Genomic DNA, 18246 nt, shown 5'->3' with positions numbered 1-18246 from the left:
GGACCTTGGTCCCGGCACGGGACGCACAAGGCCTCTCCTGCCGCCGGCCCGCAGCCGTCAGGGTCGAGGGGTGCGTGATCGGCCGGCTCGGGACGTGGCAGTGGTCGGAGCCGGCATCGCCGGCCTGGTCGCGGCGCGCCGGCTGGCCCAGACCGGCGCCCGGGTGACCGTGTGGGAGGCCGAGCACCGGATCGGCGGCCAGGTCCACACCGCCGAGGTCGTGCCCGGGACCCGTCTCGACCTCGGGGCCGAGGGTCTGCACCTGGCGGCACCCGGGGTGGCCGGGCTGCTCGCCGAGCTCGGTCTCGACGGCACCATGGTGGTGTCGAGCCCCGGCGCGACCCGCCTGGTCACCCCGCGTGGCCTGCGACCGCTGCCGGCCGGTGTCGGCCCCGCCGGGCCCAGCAGGCTCGGGCCGGTGGTCCGCAGCCACACGCTCACCTGGTCCGACCTGGCCCGCGCCGGGCTCGAGCCGGCGGCCGCCCGGCGGATGCCGCCACTCGCCGACGGCGACGACATGTCCGTCGGCGACTTCGTGGGCCGCCGGTTCGGCGGCGCCGTGGTCCGGGCCTTCGTCGACCCCCTGCTCGGCACCCTCCACTCCGGCGACGTCTCGAGGCTCAGCCTCCGCGGCTGCGCCCCCGCGCTGGTCCCGGCCGCGACCCAGGGCCGCTCGCTCGTGCTGCGGCGCCGGGCCGCCGCCGCGGACCCGGGCTTCGCGACCTGGCCCCAGGGGCTGTCCGTGCTCACGTCCGGGCTCGCCGACCACCCCGGCGTCACGGTGCGCACCGGGTCAGCGGTGACCACGCTGACGCGCACGAGCGAGGGTCGCTACCGGCTCGACGACGCGGACCCCGTCGACGGTGTGGTGCTGGCCCTCCCCGCTCGTCCGGCCGCGCGCCTGCTCGCCGAGCTGGCCCCCACCGCGAGCGCGACCCTGGCCACGGTGGAGACCGCCGACGTGGTGACCGTGCTGGCCGGCGTGCCCCGCGCGACGGTCCGGGGGCTGCCGGGCACCGGGCTGCTGGTGCCGACAGCCGCCGGCAGGGTGCTCAAGGCGGCGACCTACCTGGGCCGCAAGTGGCCCCACCTGGCCGACGGCGACACCTGCTGGCTGCGCCTGTCCGCCGGCCGCGCCGGGGAGCACCGCGTGCAGGATCTCGGCGACGACGCGCTCGTCGACGTCCTCACCGCCGACCTGCGCGACCTGACAGGGGTGACCGTCACGCCCACCACGACCGTCGTGCGCCGCTGGCCGTCGGCGCTGGCGCAGATCACCGTCGGGCACCCGGCGCGCGTGGCCGCCGCGCGGGAGACCCTGCCGGTCGGCGTCCTGCTGGCCGGCGCGTCGTACGACGGGCTGGGGCTCGCGGCCGGAATCCGATCGGGAGAGGCGGCGGCCGCCGCGCTCTCCGTCCCCGAGGAGGCACCATGACCGTCCAGGCGCCGGTGGCGACCCGCCCCGCGGTGCGACACCTGCACCACGACCCGGCGGACCGACCGCTGATCACCATCTGGGAGGTCACCCGGGCGTGCGCCCTGGTGTGCCGCCACTGCCGTGCCGACGCGCAGACCCGGGCCCACCCGCGCCAGCTCACCACCGAGCAGGGCAAGGCGCTGCTGGACGACATCGCCGGCTTCGGCCGGCCCTACCCGATCGTCGTGCTGACCGGCGGCGACCCGTTCGAGCGGCCCGACCTCGCCGAGCTCGTGCGCTACGGCACGTCCGTGGGCCTCCACGTCGCGCTCTCGCCGTCGGTGACGCCGCGGCTCACCCCCGAGGTGCTCGTCGAGCTGCGCGAGGCCGGCGCCGTCGCGCTGTCACTGTCCCTGGACGGCGCGGTGGCCGGAACCCACGACTCGTTCCGCGGCGTGCCCGGGGTCTACGACGACACCCTGCGCGCGGCACGCTGGGTCAAGGACGCCGGCTTCCGCCTCCAGGTCAACACCACCGTCACCCGCGGCAACGTCGACGAGCTGCCCGACGTGCTGCGCACGGTCATCGACCTCGGCGCGGCGCTGTGGAGCGTCTTCTTCCTGGTGCCCACCGGGCGGGGGACCGCGCTGGAGCCGTTGTCGGCTCCCGAGGTCGAGGACGTGCTGCACTGGCTGCACGACGTCTCGGACCTGGTCGCCGTCAAGGCCACCGAGGCGCCGCACTACCGGCGCATCGCGATCCAGCGCGCCCGCGGCGCGCGCCCCGAGCTGGGAGACCTCCACCGGGAGCTGACCGAGGCCACGCAGCCCCTGGTCGCCGGACGCGCGCAGCGGCGCCGCCCGCCCCGCCCACCGATCGACGTCAACTCGGGTCGAGGGTTCGCCTTCATCGACCACGTCGGTGACGTCTACCCGTCCGGGTTCCTGCCCCATCACTGCGGCAACGTCACGGAGCGCGGGTTCCGCGAGATCTACCGCACCGACCCCCTGCTGAGGTCGCTGCGCGAGCCGTCGCAGTTCCACGGCAAGTGCGGGGCCTGCGAGTTCCGCGACGTGTGCGGCGGTTCGCGGTCCCACGCGTACGCCGTGACCGGCGACGTCCTCGCCTCCGACCCGACCTGCGTGCACGTGCCGGCCGGCTGGCCGGGCTGAGGACACCGCGGACACAGGCACGGGCACGGGCGGGCTCAGCGGCGCGGCGGCACCAGCCCGTAGACGTACATGTCCTTCCACTCCTCGCCCACGCGCTGCCAGCCGCGCAGCAGGCCCTCGCGCTGGTAGCCGCAGGCCTCGGCCGCCCGCCACGAGCCGGTGTTCCACGGCTCGACGAACAGCTGCAGCCGGTGGATCTCGTCGAAGGAGGAGGCCCAGCCGGTCAGCGTCCGCAGCGCTGCCGTCGCGTGGCCCCGCCCGCGGAAGGCCGGCGCGACCCAGTAGCCGACCGAGGCGCGCCCGGCGTGGAGCTCACGGGTCCAGAGCCCGATCTGGCCGATCGCCTCGTCGGTCGCCGCGTCCGCGACGGCGAAGGAGTAGCCGACGCCGGTGCTCAGGCGCTCGTGCTGGAGCGCGAGGTAGGCCGCCACATCGTCGGGCGCGCCGCTGCGCGGCACGGTCGTGATGAGCGGGATGTGCGGGTCGTCGGCGACCGAGACGACGAGCGCGGCGTCGCGTTCCTCGAAGGGACGCAGCACGACCGGCCCACCGTCGAGCCTCGGGAGGGTGGCCGGCAGCACGCTCAGACCAGCCCCCGGCGCCGCGCGATCGCCGCGGCCTCCGTGCGGCCGGCCGCGTCGAGCTTCGCGAGGATGTTGGAGACGTGCACGGAGACCGTCTTGGTGCTGATGAACAGCTGCCTGCCGATCTCGCCGTTCGACCGGCCCTCGGCCACGAGCGCGAGGATCTCGGTCTCCCGCGGGGTGAGCGCGTCGGGCGCCGACTCCCCGCGGACCGGAGCGCTGCCGAGCGCTCGCAGGTCGTCGAGGAGGCGGACGGCGCCCAACCGGTGCGCCGCCTCCCGGGCCGCGTCGCCCAGCTCTCGGGCACCGGCGAGGTCGCCACTCGCCCGCAGGATCCCGGCGAGCACCGTCCGCACGCGGGCCAGCTCGTGGACGTGACCGAAGTCCTCGAAGAGCGTGACCGTCTCCTGCCACGTGCGCACCAGCTCCTCCTGCGGCGGTGCGTCGATCCCGACCAGCCAGCGCCAGCGCAGCGTCTCGGCGTCCAGGCGCTTCATCCAGGCTCGACCCTCGGGACCCCAGTGGCCCGACGGGTCGGAGTAGCGGTCCAGGACGACGTGGCCGTCGGCGTGGACCCGGTCGACCCGCTCGGCGTACGCCGCCCGCTCGGCCGCGGAGAGCCCGTGCACCGACTCGCTGACCGCGGCGACCGTGAGCGCGCCGAGCCGGATCCGGGCGCTGAACCACTCGTGCCAGATCCGGGAGAGGACGGCGACCACCTCGTCGTACACGTCGACGGCCCCGGCGGCGTCCCCGCGGTGCCCGGCGGCGTCGATCTCGACGGCGCTGGCGTTGATCGCGACGCCGCCGTCACGGGCCCAGAACATCCGCAGCGAACGGGCCTCCGCGGCGACGTCCTCGCCGCGGGCGAGCCGGATCCGCAGCCGGATCGGCTCGAGCAGGGCGCGGGGGATCGGTGGCGGGTGCTCGCCGGCGACGTCGGTGAGGGCGAGCGCCTCGTCCCAGCGGCCGAGGACGTCGAGGACCCAGGCGAGCTGCCACCGCGACTCGAAGGCGTAGGGCGCGAACGGCATGCCGGCCGCGACGCCCCGGTCGATGGCGCTGCGGAACCAGCGCTCGGTCTGGTCGAACTCCGCCCAGTCCTCGTAGGACCTGCCGAGCAGGTAGCGGGCCCGCAGCTCGGGGTCGAGCGCGCCGGTCTCCTCCGCGCGGACGACGGCCTCCTCGAGCGCCGCGCGGAGGCCCTCCTTGGGGCCGACCCGCTTGAGCCCGGAGAGGGTGGTGATGACGTCGGAGGCGAGCTCGCTGAGGTCGAGCCGCTCGGCCAGGGTGAGCGCCTCCATGCCGACGGTCTCGGCCTGGTCGAAGTGGCCCATGCCGGCCAGCACCCGGGCATGGGTCGCCAGGACCCGGGCGCGCAGCCCGCTGTCTCCCTCCGGCACCAGGGCGACCGCGTCCTCGGAGACCGGGACGGGGTCCTCGCCCTCGGTCAGCATCATCAGGTGCGCGCGCGTGGAGAGCATCCGGGCCCGCCACGAGGTCGGCGCCTCGACCGGGAGCCGGTCGAGCTGCTCGACGAGCACCTTGACCGCCCGCTCGGGGTCGCCGCTGGCCGAGAGGGCCTCGGCGGTGTGCGCGACGAGCTTGGACAGGTCGAGGTCCACCTCGGCGCAGCGCCGGGGGTCGGAGAGCAGCTCCAGCGCCTGCTGGTAGTGGTACGCCGCCTCGCCGGGCCCGCCGACGCGGGCGGCCTCGTCGCCGGCCTGGATGCTCGCGGTCAGCGCCGTGTCCAGGTCCAGCGCGAGACGCGCGTGCCGGGCCAGCTCGGCCGCGGTGCCGGACGCGACCCCCTCCTGCAGCGCGCTCACGTAGCGACCGTGCAGCCGGACCCGCTCGCCGGGCAGCAGGTCGTCGTACACCGCCTCGCCGAGGAGCGCGTGCCGGAAGGAGTAGCGGTCGTCGGCGGCGACCAGGATGTTCATCTCCACGGCCCGCCGCAGCCCCTCGTCGAGCGCGCCGGCGTCGAGGTCGAGGACCGCGGCGAGCATGTCGTGGGCGACCCGGCGTCCGGAGACGCTCGCGGCCCGGACCACCTGCCGGGCGGTGTCGTCGAGCCGGTCCAGGCGGACGAGGAGCACGTCGGCGAGGTCGGCGGGCACCCAGCGGCCCGGGCCGGCGGCGGCGCTGGTGAGCTCCTCGACGAAGAACGCGTTGCCCTCCGCCCGGCTGACGATGTCGGCGAGCTCGCGCTCGGGCAGGCCCTCGGGGACCAGCTCGGCGATCAGCGCCCGGACGGCGGGCTCGGGCAGCGGGGAGAGGGCGACCCGGTGGACACCGCGCAGGCGCGACCACTCGGCGACCTGGCGGCGCAGCGGGTGCCGGCGGTGCAGGTCGTCGGAGCGGTAGGAGACGACCAGCGCGACGGGTCCGGCGAACGGGCGGGAGAAGAGGAAGCTGAGCAGGTCGCGGGTCGACTGGTCGGCCCAGTGCGTGTCCTCGACGACGAGCAACACCGGTGCGGACTCCGCGGCCGCCTCGAGCAGGGTGTGCACGGACTCGAAGAGGTCGCCGCGGTCCAGCGCCGACGCCTCGCCCTCCTGGTGGCCCATCATCCGGCGGCCGGGCTGGAGCCGCCCGAGGGCGGGGTGGGTGCCGGCGACCTGGTCGACGACCGACGGCAGGTCGGTGGCCATCCGGCCGAGCACCTCCGAGAACGGCAGGTAGGGCAGCGCGCTGTCACCGAAGTCGAGGCAGTGGCCGGCGAACACCTGCCAGCCCGACCCGGTGGCGAGCTGGCACAGCTCGGTCAGCAGCCGGGTCTTGCCGACGCCGGCGTCGCCGGACAGCAGCACGGCGGCGGTCCCGGTGTCCGGGGCCGCGCCGGGGGCACCCCCGTCGTCCGGGGACGGACGGACGCCGAGCAGGGAGGCGACCTCCGCCAGCTCGGCGTCTCGTCCGACCAGGGTCCGACCGGTGTGTGCCACGTCGGACAGTCTCTCCTGCTCCTCCGCGGCCTGCGCGACCATTTCGGTGCCCTCGTCAGCGGACGACGGTCCACCCGGTCTCGCCGGCCCCGCTGCTGGACCGGCGGCCCAGCAGCCGGCGGCGGCGCCGCCCGACGATGTCCGCCTGGGTGCGCCCGGCGCGGAACTGCATCTCGGTCTTGACGAAGTCTCGGTCGACGATGTGCTCGAACATGGTGTGCTCCTCTGGGTTCTTCCTCCGGCTGATGACCCGAGGTTCGTCCCCTGAGGTAGGCCCGCACATCGGACGAGTGCCTTATCTCCGCCCCGCCCGCGCCGGCCGGGGTGCCTTAGGTGGGGCTCCGCGCCCGCTGTAACGCGGGGTTATGGACGCTGGACATGGCGTATGCGGCACGTGCAGCGTCCATAACCCCGCGTTACAGCTGGGGCAGCGGCCGGCCGGCGACCCAGGTCTGCCGGACGAGCGGGACACCCGGGCGGTAGGCCAGGTGCACGTGGGAGGGGGCGTCCAGGACCACCAGGTCGGCGCGGCGGCCCGGCACCAGCGCGCCGACGTCGTCGCGGTCCAGGGCCTCGGCGCCGCGGTAGGTGGCCGCGTGCACCGCCTCGGCCGGGGTCATCCCCATCTCCCGGACGGCCAGCGCGACGCAGAAGGGCATCGAGCTGGTGAAGCACGAGCCGGGGTTGCAGTCCGAGGCGATCGCGACCCGCACGCCGGCGTCGACCAGCCGCCGCGCCGACGGGTAGGGCTGCCGGGTGGAGAACTCGACCCCCGGCAGCAGCGTCGCGACCGTGCCGGCGTCGCGCAGCGCGGCCACGTCATCGTCGTCGAGGTAGGTGCAGTGGTCGACCGCGACCAGCCCGAGCTCCGCCGCGAGCTGCACGCCCGGCCCGGGGCCGAGCTGGTTGGCGTGCAGCCGCCCGCGCAGGCCGGCGGCGGCGCCGGCAGCGAGGACCCGTCGGGCCTGGTCGGCGTCGAACGCCCCCCGCTCGCAGAAGGCGTCGATCCACCGCGCGTGCGGCGCCGCCGCGTCGAGCATCGGACCGACCACCAGGTCGACGTACGCCTCCGGGTCGTCGGCGAGCTCGGGCGGCACGACGTGGGCACCGAGGTACGTCGTCTCCTCGGTGAACTGCCGCGCGACCGCCAGCGACCGGGCCTCGTCGTGGGCGGTCAGTCCGTAGCCGCTCTTGATCTCGACGGTGGTGGTGCCCTGCCGGCGCATCTCCTCCACCAGCCGGGCGACGTGGCTGGTGAGCTGCTCGTCGGTCGCGGCGCGGGTGGCGGCGACGGTGGTGCGGATGCCCCCGGCGGCGTACGGCGTCCCGGCCATCCGGGCCGCGAACTCCCCGGACCGGTCACCGGCGAAGACCAGGTGGCTGTGGCTGTCCACGAAGCCCGGGAGCACCGCCCGGCCCCCGACGTCGACCTGCTGGTCCGCGGCCGGCGCGTCGGCGGCGCGGCCCGTCCACGCGACCGTGGCGCCCTCGACGACCAGGGCGGCGTCCTCGACGACCCCGAGCAGGTCGAGGGCGTGCGGGTCGTTGGTGACGAGCTCACCGATGCCCGTGATCAGGATGCTGGCCACGGCGCCCCCTCGTGCACGGCTCGGATCGCCGCGTCGAGCTCGCGCCCGACCGCCTCGTCGTCGCCGCGGCGATGGACCACCCGCCCCTGCGCCACCACGTGCACGACGTCCGCGGCGGTCGCGGCGAAGACGGCGGTGTTCTCGTCGGCGCCGGTGCCCGCGGTGCGGGGGCTGGCCGTGTCGATGGTGACGAGGTCGGCGGGCTCGCCGACGGCGATCGCGTTGCCGGTCCCGATCGCGAGCAGCTCGGCGGCCGACCAGTGGCCACGCACCTGCGTCGCCAGGCGCTCGTCCATCTCCAGGCCGCGCAGCTCCTCGAACGGGTCGATCACCGCGTGGCTGTCGCTGCCGACGCTGATCCGGCACCCCGCGTCGTGCAGCCGGCGGGCCGGGCCGATCCCGTCGGCCAGGTCGCGTTCGGTGGTGGGGGTGATGCAGACGTTCGTGCGCGTGCTGCCGAGCAGCTCGACGTCGTCGTCGGTGAGGTGCGTGGCGTGGACGACCGTGGTCGTGGGTCCGAGCAGGCCCTCCTCGTGCAGCAGCCGCGTGGGCGTGACGCCGTACGCCGCCAGGCAGGCCTCGTTCTCCGCGACCTGCTCGGAGAGGTGGACGTGGAGGGGGGCGCGGCCGCGGAAGACGTGGAGCTGCTCGCGCGGCACGGCGCGGACCGAGTGGATGGCGGCCGGCCCGTCGCCGACACGCTCGGCCCAGCGCTGCGCCGTGCCGTCGCTGAAGCGCTCCTGCACGCCCTGCGGAGGGGCGCCGAAGCCGCTGCTGACGTAGCAGGTGTCGAGCAGGGTCAGGCGGATGCCGGCCTCGTCCGCCGCCCACCGCAGGGCCGCCTCCATCTCCGGCTCCGGGTCGTGGACGTAGTGGAACTCGCTGACGCTCGTGCAGCCCGCGGCCACCATCTCTCGGTAGGTCGCCCGGGCCAGGGCGGCGTAGGTGTCGGGGGTGAGCCGGGCCGCCACGCCGTACATCTGCTCGCGCCAGGTCCAGAACGTCCCCCGCCCCCGCTGGGTCCGCCCCCGCAGCGCCCGGTGGAAGGCGTGGCTGTGGTCGTTGCGCAGGCCGGGGATCGTGAGGCCGGGGAGGGTGGATGAATCCCCGGTCAGCCGGGGATTCATGACGTTGTCAGGGGTTGCAACCCCCGACAACGTCATGAAGTCCCTGACAACCTCGACCCGGGTGAACCGCCCGTCGCTGATCTCGACCAGCACGTCGTCGCGGACGGCACCGTCGACCCAGGCCCGCTCGAGGAGGTACGCCGACGTGGGCTGCGTCATCGAGCCAGCCGTTCGAGGGTGTCCGCGAGCGCCGAGACGCCGACCAGGCAGTCGGCCACCTCGGCGTGCTCCGCGGGCGAGTGCGAGACGCCGGTCGGGTTGCGGACGAAGAGCATGGCCGACGGGATGCCGGCCACCGCCAGGATCCCGGCGTCGTGGCCCGCCTGCGTCGCGATGACCGGCCAGTCGCCACCCTCGTGGTCGGCGGCCAGCGCGGCGGCGAGGTCGGGGTCGAAGCCGACCGCCGGCGACACCGACTCGGCCGTCACGACCAGGGTCGTGCCGTCGCGCCCGGCGCGCTCGGCGGCCTGCCCGGAGATCGCGGCGACCAGGTCGGCGAGCCCCTCCTCGGTCTCGCAGCGCGCGTCCATCCAGGCGGTGACCCGCGACGGCACGGCGTTGGTGCCGTTCGGCTCGACCGCCACCCGTCCGAAGGTGGCGCGCTGGCCGGCCAGCCGGGCCTGCTTGTTGGCCGCGAGCGCGGTGAAGGCGTAGGTCAGCATCGGGTCGACCCGGTCCTCCATCCGGGTGGTGCCGGCGTGGTTGGCCTCGCCGTCGAACTCCAGCCGGTAGCGGCCGTGCGGCCAGATCCCGCTCCCCACCCCGACGGCCGCGCCCCGGTCGACGAGGTCGCGGCCCTGCTCGACGTGCAGCTCCACGTAGGTCCCGACGCCCTCGAGCAGCCGGCCGTCCTCGCCCGAGGTCACGTCGCCCAGCGCGACGCCGTCGCGGTCGGTCAGCGCCCGCGCCTGCTCCCAGGTCGTGGCGCCGGTCGCGAGCCGGGAGCCCAGGCAGGCCAGCCCGAACCGGGAGCCCTCCTCCTCCGCGAACACCGACACCCCGACCGGCCGCGCCGGCACGGCGCCCCGCGCACGCATCAGGTCGAGCGCGGCCAGCGCGGACACGACGCCGAGCGGGCCGTCGTACGCACCCCCGTCGAGGACCGAGTCGAGGTGCGAGCCGGTGAGCAGGGCCGGACCCGACCCGACGTCCCACCAGCCGACCACGTTGCCGAAGCCGTCGCGCTCGACCCGCAGCCCGCGCGCGCCGCACTGTTCGACGAACCAGGCGCGCAGCTCCTCCTCGGCCGCGGTGAACGGCTGACGGAAGTAGCCGCCCGTGCGGGAGGACCTCCCCACCGGCGCGAGGTCGGACCACATCCGCTCGAAGTCGTCAGGCACGGTGCTCCCCATACTGTCGGCCATGGAGTTCCAGGACGTCGTACGCCGCCGCAAGATGGTCCGCAGCTATGCGACCACCCCCGTCGACCCCGCGGTGGTCGACCTCGCGCTGCGCAACGCCGTGCGCGCGCCGAACGCGGGCTTCAGCCAGGGCTGGGCGTTCCTCGTGCTCGACACCCCGGCGGACGTCCGCCGCTTCTGGGAGGCCACGGCCGAGGACGTCGACGAGCCCGACGAGTGGCTGCGCGGCATGATGCGCGCCCCCGTGGTGATCCTGCCGTGCTCGAGCAAGGCCGCCTACCTGCGCCGCTACGCCGAGGCCGACAAGGGGTGGACCGACGAGGACGAGGCGCGCTGGCCCAAGCCCTTCTGGGACATGGACACCGCGATGGCCAGCCTGCTGATCCTGCAGACCGCGACGGACCACGGCCTGGCGTCGTGCTTCATCGGTGTGCCGCCGGACCGCGAGCCGGCGGTGCGCGCCGCGTTCGGGATCCCGGAGGACTTCGACCCGGTCGGGGTCGTCACCCTGGGCCACCACCCCGAGGACCCGGGAGACACCGGTGCGGCCGGGTCGCCGTCGCGCCGGCGCCGCCGGCCGATGGCCGAGCTGGTGCACGGCGGTCACTGGGGCGAGCGCTGGGGGCACGGGTCCAGTCCATCGGCGTGACCCGGCCGGGTCAACGACCGGTGCCGCGCGTCGGTCTCGCATCCGAGACAGGCGCCCACCGGCGGCGTCCGCCGGGCGCTGCGGACCAGTGGTCCCGACTCGCCACGGGAGCCGCCCCGCTGCCCTAGGGTGCGTGCGTGAGCCGCCCCGTCGACGCCGCCAGCCACCCGGTCGTGGCCACGCTGCAGGCGCTGGTGCGCATCCCGACGGTCTCGGACCGGGACTGGAGCCGGGTCGACCACACGGCCTTCGACGACTTCGTCGCCGAGCTCGCCCGACAGTTCCCGGTCCTGCACGAGCGGCTGGAGCTGACCCGGGTCGACACCCACGGCCTGCTGTTCCGCTGGCCGGGAGCGAGCAGCGACCGGCCCGTGGTGCTGATGGCCCACCTCGACGTCGTACCGGTCGAGGAGGACGCACCCTGGCAGCACCCGCCGTTCGGCGCCGAGATCCACGACGGTGCGATCTGGGGCCGCGGGACGCTCGACGACAAGGGCGCGCTGGTCGCGATCTGCGCGGCGGTCGAGGCGCTGCTGGGCGACGGGGTCACCCCGGGGCAGGACGTCTGGCTCTCCTTCGGCTGCAACGAGGAGGTGTCCGGCTCCGCCGCGGTGCTCGCCGTGGAGGAGCTGCGCCGCCGGGGCGTGCGGCCCTGGTTCGTCATCGACGAGGGCGGCGCGGTCGCGGCCGAGGCCTTCCCCGGCGTCACGGCGCCGGTCGGCGCCGTCGGCGTCACGGAGAAGGGCGTCACCTCGCTCGAGCTGCGCGTGGACGGCCGCGGCGGCCACGCCTCCACCCCGGCCCGCAACGGTCCGACCGCCCGCCTGGCCCGTGCGATCACCCGGCTCGACCGGCACCAGATGTCCGCGTCCGTGCCCGAGCCGACCGTGGAGCTGCTCACCCGGCTCGCCCCCCACGCCTCGGCCGCGCTGCGGCCGGTGCTCGCGAACGCCGGGCGGCTGCGGCCGCTGCTCACCCGCGTGCTGGTCGCCGCCGGCCCGGAGCCCGCGGCGATGACGCGGACCACGTTCGCGGTCACCACGCTCTCCGGCTCCCCCGCGCTCAACGTCATCGCCAGCACCGCCCGGGCCGGCGTCAACATCCGGATCATGGTCGGCGACACCGTCGCCTCGGTGCTCGAGCACGTCCGGCGGACCATCGACGACGACCAGGTGCAGGTCACCGTCGTCGAGCAGAACGAGCCGAGCCCGGTCTCGCCGCGCGACGACGCCTTCGAGCTCATCGAGGCGACGATCACCGAGGTCTTCCCGGACGCCGTGCCGGCGCCGTACGTGATGATGGCGGCCACCGACTCGCGGTTCTTCACCGCCATCTGCCCCCGGGTCTACCGGTTCGCGCCGTTCCGCATGACCAAGGCGCAGCGCGAGTCGTTCCACTCCTACGACGAGCACCTCGGGGTCGACGCCCTCGTCGACGGCGTGCGTTGGTACCAGCGGCTGATCGAGAGGATCCCTTCGTGAGCACCCCCACCCCCGCGCGCCCGACGGCCGGCACCCACGTGCGCAGCCTCTTCGCGATCGTCGGCTTCCTGGTCTGCGTGGAGATCGCCAGCGGCATCCTGCAGGGCTACTACACGCCGATCTTCAGCGACATCGCCGACCACCTCGACATCGCCGACGCCGACGTGAACTGGTTCGAGGCCTCGCAGCTGATCGTCTCCGCGATCGTCATCGCGCCGCTCGCGCGGCTCGGCGACATCGTCGGGCACAAGAAGATCCTGCTGCTCTCGACCGCGGTCACCGCGCTCGGCTCCTGGGTGCTCGCGCTCGCGCCGTCGTTCGGGGTCTTCCTCGTCGGCGCCGCGCTGCAGGGGGCGTACGTCGTGTGGCTGCCGATCGAGGTCGCGATCATCTACCGGCGCACCGCCGACACCGGCCGCCAGAACCTGCTCACCCGCCGCGGTGCCGCGGTCCTGGTCGGCGCGCTCGAGCTCGCGGTCATCATCGGTGCCGTCACCAGCGGGGCGCTGGTGACCGCCACCTCGATGAACGTGCTGCTGGCGCTGCCGGCGATCGTCGTGACCATCGTCTTCTTCGTGATCTGGTTCGGGATCGAGAACACCCCCGGGACCTCGTCGGGACGGCTCGACCTCGGCGGCCTGGCCTTCCTGACGCTCGCGCTGGGGCTGGTGATGGGCGGCCTGATCGTGATCCGGCTGCAGGGCGCGGGCAGCCTGCTGGCCTGGGGCCTGGTCGTCCTCGGCGTCGCCGCGATGGTGCCGTTCACCCGCTACGAGCTGGCCCACACCGAGCCGCTGGTCGACATCCGGCTGATGCGCGCGGCCGGGCAGTGGCCGGTGCAGCTGACGGCGTTCCTCTTCGGGATGTCGGTGCTCGGGGCGCAGATCCCGCTGTCGACGTTCGCCCGGACCGACCCGGACGTCGCCGGCTACGGCCTCGGGGCGTCCGCCGGCTTCGTCTCCACCCTGATCGGGGTCTACGTCATCTTCCTGGCGATCGGGGCGTTCACGCTGCCGCTGACGACCCGGGCCCTCGGACCGCGGGGCGCGCTCGTCCTGGCGGCCCTGCTGGTCGCGGTGGGCTACGGCATGTGGCTGCTCTTCCACGACCACACCTGGCAGGCGCTGATCAACATGGCGGTCGCGGGCCTCGGCTCCGGCGCCCTGGTGGCCGCGCTGCCGGCCACCGCCGCCGCGGCCGCGCCGCCGGACCGGACGAGCTTCGCGACCGGCATGACCAACGCGACCAAGACGGTCGGTGGCGCGATCGCCTCCGCGATCTTCGCCATCGCGCTCTCGGCGACCGGATCGCTGGAGGACCCGACCGAGGGCCACGCGCCGCTGACGGGCTACCTCACCGTGTGGGCCGTCTGCGCGGTCGCCGCGCTGCTCGCCGCCGCCTCCCTGCTGATGCTGCCGCGCCACGTGGCCGAGGAGCCGACCGACCTCCCGGTCGCCGTCTGAGGCCTCGTCCGGGATAGTCCCTGACGATCGAGTGGTCACCACCGCGGCGAGGTCAAGTGGTCCTAGCAACGGTCATGCTGCTGCCGGTTTGGTCAGCAGTGCGTCCAGCGCTTGGGCTGGGGTCTGCAGGTTCAGGGTAGGGCGTGGTCGGGCGTTGAGGGTTGCGGCGATGCGGCGGAGGTCGGCGGCGGTGAACCTGGACAGGTCGGTGCCCTTGGTCAGCCAGTGCCGCAGGAGCCGGTTGGTGTTCTCGTTGGTGCCGCGCTGCCAGGGTGAGTGGGGGTCGCAGAAGTAGACCGGCATGTCGAGGTCGAGCTGGATCTTGTCGTAGCGGGCCAGCTCGGTGCCGCGGTCCCAGGTCAGCGACTGGCGTAGGTGCTCGGGCAGGTCGGCCATCTCGCGGATCATCGCGGCGGCGACGCTGTCGGCGTCGTGGCGGCCGGGCAGGTGCAGCAGGATCGTGAACCGGGTGGACCGCTCGACCAGGGTGCCGACCGCGACCCCGCCGGCGACCCCCATGACCAGGTCGCCTTCCCAGTGACCGGGCACGGCCCGGTCCCTGGCCTCGGCGGGCCGCTGGCTGATCTTGAACGCCTCCTTGTACGGGCTGTTGGCACGCTTCGGCGAGCCCTGGGGCTTGCGGCGGGGCCGGATGGTCGACAGCTGCCGGTACAGGTCCTTGCGCAGCTCCCCACGGGTCTGGACGTACAGCGCCTGGTAGATCGTCTCGTGCGACACGCGCTCCATGATCATGTGCGGGAAGTCGCGCTTGAGGATCGTGGCGATCAGTTTCGGTGACCAGCCGTCGTCCATCCACGCCTCGATCCGGCGACACAGCCCCGGGTTGGCGACCAACCGGAACTCCTTGGGCCGCTTGCGGGCCTGCACAGCGTTGTGGTGCGCCAGCCCGGCGTGGTAGCTGCCGTCGGGGCCGCTGTTGCGTTTGATCTCACGGCTGACCACCGACTTGTCCCGGTCGATCAGCGCACCGATCTCCTCCAGGGTGATCGGGTCGCCCTGCGCGCGTCGCCGCACGCACGCGGCGATGACCGCCCGGTCCTCGCTGGTCAGCACCCGGCGTCTGAGCCGGTCCGGGGTGGGCGGGTCCGACGCAGCCCCCGCGGTCGGCGGCGGGTCGAGCAACAGCACAACGTCCACGAGCCCGCCGCGCTTGCCGGGCATGAGCTTCAACGACACCGGAGCAGACTCGCGCCACCACTCCCACGCCGACTGCTTCGCCACGCCGGCCTCTCCAGCAGCAGCCGCGAGCGACCAGCCCTCGGCAACCCGGTCGAAGAACCGCTCACGGACCTCGTCGGACACACGTCTTCTGGGCACAACACCTCCACAAAGTCGGTGTTGCTAGGACCACTTGACTCCGCCGGCCACCCGGCCACGCTTTCGTCAGGGACTACCGTGGTGGTTCCGGAGGTGAGCGCGCCCGATGCCCGAGGAGCCGAAGCAGCCCGAGCGGTCCGACCGCCGCACGGCCGAGCAGGCCGCGGCGCGGGCCCGGATCGAGCAGCAGCAGACCTGGGTGGACCTGCAGGTCCGACAGGCGATGGAGCGCGGCGACTTCGACAACCTGCCCGGCGCGGGCAAACCGATCGAGGGGCTCGGCGAGCACCACGACCCGGACTGGTGGCTGAAGAAGCTGGTCGAGCGCGAGCGGATCACCGTCCTCCCGCCGAGCATCGCCCTGCGCCGCGAGGACGCCGCCCTGGACGACGAGCTCGACCGGCTGTTCTCGGAGTCCGAGGTCCGCGCCCACGTCGAGGACTTCAACGCCCGGGTGATCCGGGCGCGCTACTCCCTCTCCCCCGGCCCGCCGCTGGTCACCATGCCCCGTGACGTCGACGCCACGGTCGCCGCGTGGCACGAGCGGCGCGAGGCCCGGCGTACGCCGCCGGCCGACCCGGCACCGGCGCCGAAGCGCCGCTGGTGGCGCCGGCGGGGGTGAGCCTGACCCCGAGCCGTCACGTCCCGGCGGCGCCGCGCATGCCGGGCGTGGTCCGGTAGATCACCTCGACGGCAGCGGCTCCGACCGCCCCCACCCCCAGGGCCGCCACCACGAGCGGGCCGGACAGGTCGAAGTGGAAGAGGTCCCGGGCAGCCGGCAGCACGAACGCCAGCACGGCCAGCCCCACGCACCCAGCCACCAGCACGACCTTCCACGGCCGGAAGGGCCGGGCGAGCACGACCAGCACCCAGAACGACGTCACCAGCAGCGAGATCGTCGCCGCGGTCGACGGCGCCCAGCAGGCATGGTCGTCCGCCCCGCTCCCGGTGACGGCGCACCGGCTCGCGGGCGGGACCTCCAGCCACGCGTGGACGAGCAGGTAGGACGCCATCACCACGAGCCCGGCCACCACCCCGGTGGGCACGGCGAAGCGCAGGACCCGCCCCAGGAACCCGGGCACGTAGCGCCGCTTGTTCGGGCCGAGGGCCAAGAAGAACGCCGGGATGCCGATCGTCGTGGCCGACACGAGGGTGAGGTGACGGGGCAGGAACGGGAACGGCAGGAGGAAGAACGCCGCCGACACGATCGCGACCAGGCTCATCACGTTCTTGACCACGAACAGGTTCGCGACCCGCTCGACGTTCGCGATCACGCGGCGGCCCTCGGCGAGCACGGACGGCAGGTGGGCGAACCGGCCGTCGAGCAGCACGAGCTGGGCGACCGCCTTCGTCGCCTGGGCGCCGTTGCCCATCGCCACGCCGATGTCGGCGTCCTTGAGCGCGAGCGCGTCGTTGACCCCGTCCCCCGTCATCGCGACCACGTGGCCCTCGGCCTGGAGCGCCTGCACCAGGGCCCGCTTCTGCTCGGGGGTGACCCGACCGAACACGGTGGTGGCGGACGCCATCGCGCGCAGCTCCTGGGGGTCGGCGCCGAGCTCGCGCGCATCACGGACGGCCTCGGCGGGCACGTCGAGCCCGACCCGGCGCGCGATGGCGGCGACCGTCGTCGGGTTGTCCCCGGAGATGACCTTGATCGTCACCCCCTCCTCGGCGAAGTAGCCCAGCGTCTCGGCCGCGTCCTCGCGCACCTGCTCCGAGAGCGTCACGAGCGCCACGCACCGGCCACTGGCCGGCCCCGGCTCCCCGTCGTCCTGCCCGCCGTGCAGGAACGCCAGCACCCGCCGTCCGGTGGTGGCGAGGGTGGCCACCCGGTCGCGGAGCGGGTCACCCTCGGGCAGCAGGATCTCCGGGGCGCCCAGTGCGTAGCTCCCCCGCCCCGCGAACGTCGCCCCGCTCCACTTGCGAGCCGAGCTGAAGGGGACCGTCGACTCCCGTGTCCAGCCGTCCGGCCCCCGCACGGCCGCGCCGACGGCCCGGAGGGTCGCGTTGGCGTTGGGGTCGTCGGCGAAGGCGCCGAGCGCCGCGAGCACGTCGGCCCGACCGGCGCCGTACGTCGGCTCGCAGTCCTCGTAGGCGATCTCGCCGGTCGTCAGCGTGCCGGTCTTGTCCAGGCAGACGACGTCGACGCGGGCGAGGACCTCGACCGCGGGCAGCTCCTGCACCAGCACCTGCTGGCGGGTGAGCGCGACGGCCGCGAGCAGGAAGGCGACCGAGGTGAGCAGCACCAGGCCCTCGGGCACCAGCCCGACCAGGCCGCCGGTGGAGCGGATGAGCACCTCCTGCCAGCCCTGGTCGCCGACCGCCCGCGACTGCGACCACAGCTGGAGCGGCAGGGCCAGCAGGATGATCCAGGTGACGTAGCCCAGCAGCCGGTTGATGGAGGACTCGATCTCGGAGCGGGTGCGGCTGTAGACCCGGGCCTCCGCAGCGATCCGCTGCGCGTAGGACTCGGGACCGACACCGGAGGCGACGAAGCGCCCGGTGCCCGCGACCACGGCCGTGCCGGACCGAACCTCCTGACCCACCGCCTTCGGCACCGGGTCGGACTCACCTGTCAGGTTGGACTCGTCGACCTCGAGCCCGTCCACGGCAACGAGAGCCCCGTCGGCGCAGACCTGGTCGCCGATCCGGAGCTCGACCAGGTCGTCGAGGACCACCTCGCCGGTCGCGACCTCGAGTGTGGCGCCGTCGCGGACCACCCGTGCGGTCGGGGCGTTGAGCAGCGCGAGCCGGTCGAGCTTCCGCTTGGCGAGGTACTCCTGCACGATCCCGATGCCGGAGTTGACCACCAGCACCAGCCCGAAGAGCCCGTCGGCGAGGGACCCGGTGGCGAGGATCAGCACGAACAGCGACCCCAGCAGCGCGTTGAAGCGGGTGAAGACGTTGCTGCGCACGATCGACCACAGCGGCCGGGAGGACCCCCGCTCGGTTCTGTTGGTCTGCCCGAGCGCCTGGCGCTCGGCGACCTCGGCCGTGGTCAACCCGACGGTGCCACCGCCACCCAGGTCCACGACGACGACTCTGCCAGAGTCACGGCTCCTCCGCCGGGGAGCGAGCAGCGCGGCCGTTCCCGGGGCCGCCCGTCAGGGGGTCGTCAGG

The 18246-nt window shown here is 74.4% G+C and carries 14 protein-coding genes; 6 read left to right on the top strand and 8 right to left on the bottom strand.

Annotation, left to right across the window (positions count from 1 at the left end):
* The first annotated feature begins 94 nt into the window (after positions 1–94).
* The gene (gene hemG, locus ACILRH_RS02350) at positions 95–1435 is read left to right on the top strand and encodes a protoporphyrinogen oxidase (protein WP_395690526.1); all 1341 of its coding nucleotides are present in this window, start codon (positions 95–97) and stop codon (positions 1433–1435) included.
* The gene (locus tag ACILRH_RS02345; protein WP_395690525.1) at positions 1432–2589 is read left to right on the top strand and encodes a TIGR04053 family radical SAM/SPASM domain-containing protein; all 1158 of its coding nucleotides are present in this window, start codon (positions 1432–1434) and stop codon (positions 2587–2589) included. Before hemG ends, ACILRH_RS02345 begins: the two co-directional genes overlap by 4 nt.
* A 35-nt stretch (positions 2590–2624) precedes the next feature.
* Here the strand turns inward: ACILRH_RS02345 and ACILRH_RS02340 are convergent, their stop codons facing one another.
* From ACILRH_RS02340 to ACILRH_RS02315, 6 genes are all read right to left on the bottom strand, one after another.
* Positions 2625–3170, bottom strand: coding sequence for a GNAT family N-acetyltransferase (locus ACILRH_RS02340; RefSeq protein WP_395690524.1), 546 nt, complete (start codon positions 3168–3170; stop codon positions 2625–2627).
* A gap of 2 nt (positions 3171–3172) precedes the next feature.
* On the bottom strand, positions 3173–6118 hold the full coding sequence (locus ACILRH_RS02335; protein WP_395690523.1) for an AAA family ATPase: 2946 nt from the start codon (positions 6116–6118) through the stop codon (positions 3173–3175).
* Positions 6119–6173: 55 nt separating this feature from the next.
* Positions 6174–6332: a hypothetical protein gene (locus tag ACILRH_RS02330; protein ID WP_395690522.1), complete on the bottom strand. Its 159-nt coding sequence runs from the start codon at positions 6330–6332 to the stop codon at positions 6174–6176.
* 202 nt (positions 6333–6534) lie between these two features.
* Entirely contained in the window at positions 6535–7707 is a 1173-nt protein-coding gene (gene hutI, locus ACILRH_RS02325) for an imidazolonepropionase (RefSeq protein ID WP_395690521.1), read from the bottom strand.
* Entirely contained in the window at positions 7692–8993 is a 1302-nt protein-coding gene (locus tag ACILRH_RS02320) for a formimidoylglutamate deiminase (protein ID WP_395690520.1), read from the bottom strand. Before ACILRH_RS02320 ends, hutI begins: the two co-directional genes overlap by 16 nt.
* Entirely contained in the window at positions 8990–10174 is a 1185-nt protein-coding gene (locus ACILRH_RS02315; RefSeq protein WP_395690519.1) for an allantoate amidohydrolase, read from the bottom strand. The genes ACILRH_RS02320 and ACILRH_RS02315 overlap by 4 nt, the downstream gene beginning before the upstream one ends.
* A 22-nt stretch (positions 10175–10196) precedes the next feature.
* Between ACILRH_RS02315 and ACILRH_RS02310 the strand changes: the two genes are divergently transcribed.
* The 3 genes from ACILRH_RS02310 to ACILRH_RS02300 all read left to right on the top strand — a co-directional run bounded on the left by ACILRH_RS02310 (position 10197) and on the right by ACILRH_RS02300 (position 13788).
* The gene (locus ACILRH_RS02310; RefSeq protein WP_395690518.1) at positions 10197–10844 is read left to right on the top strand and encodes a nitroreductase family protein; all 648 of its coding nucleotides are present in this window, start codon (positions 10197–10199) and stop codon (positions 10842–10844) included.
* 137 nt (positions 10845–10981) lie between these two features.
* Positions 10982–12325 carry a M20 family peptidase gene (locus tag ACILRH_RS02305; protein ID WP_395690517.1) on the top strand — a complete coding sequence of 448 codons (1344 nt, stop codon included), beginning with the start codon at positions 10982–10984 and terminating at the stop codon, positions 12323–12325.
* On the top strand, positions 12322–13788 hold the full coding sequence (locus tag ACILRH_RS02300; RefSeq protein ID WP_395690516.1) for an MFS transporter: 1467 nt from the start codon (positions 12322–12324) through the stop codon (positions 13786–13788). The genes ACILRH_RS02305 and ACILRH_RS02300 overlap by 4 nt, the downstream gene beginning before the upstream one ends.
* Before the next feature lie 72 nt (positions 13789–13860).
* Here the strand turns inward: ACILRH_RS02300 and ACILRH_RS02295 are convergent, their stop codons facing one another.
* On the bottom strand, positions 13861–15111 hold the full coding sequence (locus ACILRH_RS02295; protein ID WP_395690134.1) for an IS30 family transposase: 1251 nt from the start codon (positions 15109–15111) through the stop codon (positions 13861–13863).
* Between the two features lie 121 nt (positions 15112–15232).
* Here ACILRH_RS02295 and ACILRH_RS02290 point away from each other — a divergent pair, with 121 nt between their 5' ends.
* Positions 15233–15748 carry a DUF1992 domain-containing protein gene (locus ACILRH_RS02290; RefSeq protein WP_395690515.1) on the top strand — a complete coding sequence of 172 codons (516 nt, stop codon included), beginning with the start codon at positions 15233–15235 and terminating at the stop codon, positions 15746–15748.
* A gap of 16 nt (positions 15749–15764) precedes the next feature.
* Here the strand turns inward: ACILRH_RS02290 and ACILRH_RS02285 are convergent, their stop codons facing one another.
* Entirely contained in the window at positions 15765–18158 is a 2394-nt protein-coding gene (locus ACILRH_RS02285) for an HAD-IC family P-type ATPase (protein WP_395690514.1), read from the bottom strand.
* Positions 18159–18246: the final 88 nt, after the last annotated feature.

This window comes from Nocardioides sp., from assembly GCF_044226765.1.
Taxonomy (GTDB): Bacteria; Actinomycetota; Actinomycetes; order Propionibacteriales; family Nocardioidaceae; genus Nocardioides.
The sequence above is the reverse complement of the archived record's forward strand: the minus strand, read 5'-3'. Positions and strand labels throughout refer to the sequence as shown.

Coding starts and splice junctions, on each gene's coding strand:
- ACILRH_RS02345 (WP_395690525.1), top strand. CDS start 1,432: ATGACCGTCCAGGCGCCGGTGGCGACCCGCCCCGCGGTGCGACACCTG.
- ACILRH_RS02290 (WP_395690515.1), top strand. CDS start 15,233: ATGCCCGAGGAGCCGAAGCAGCCCGAGCGGTCCGACCGCCGCACGGCC.
- ACILRH_RS02310 (WP_395690518.1), top strand. CDS start 10,197: ATGGAGTTCCAGGACGTCGTACGCCGCCGCAAGATGGTCCGCAGCTAT.
- ACILRH_RS02320 (WP_395690520.1), bottom strand. CDS start 8,993: ATGACGCAGCCCACGTCGGCGTACCTCCTCGAGCGGGCCTGGGTCGAC.
- ACILRH_RS02330 (WP_395690522.1), bottom strand. CDS start 6,332: ATGTTCGAGCACATCGTCGACCGAGACTTCGTCAAGACCGAGATGCAG.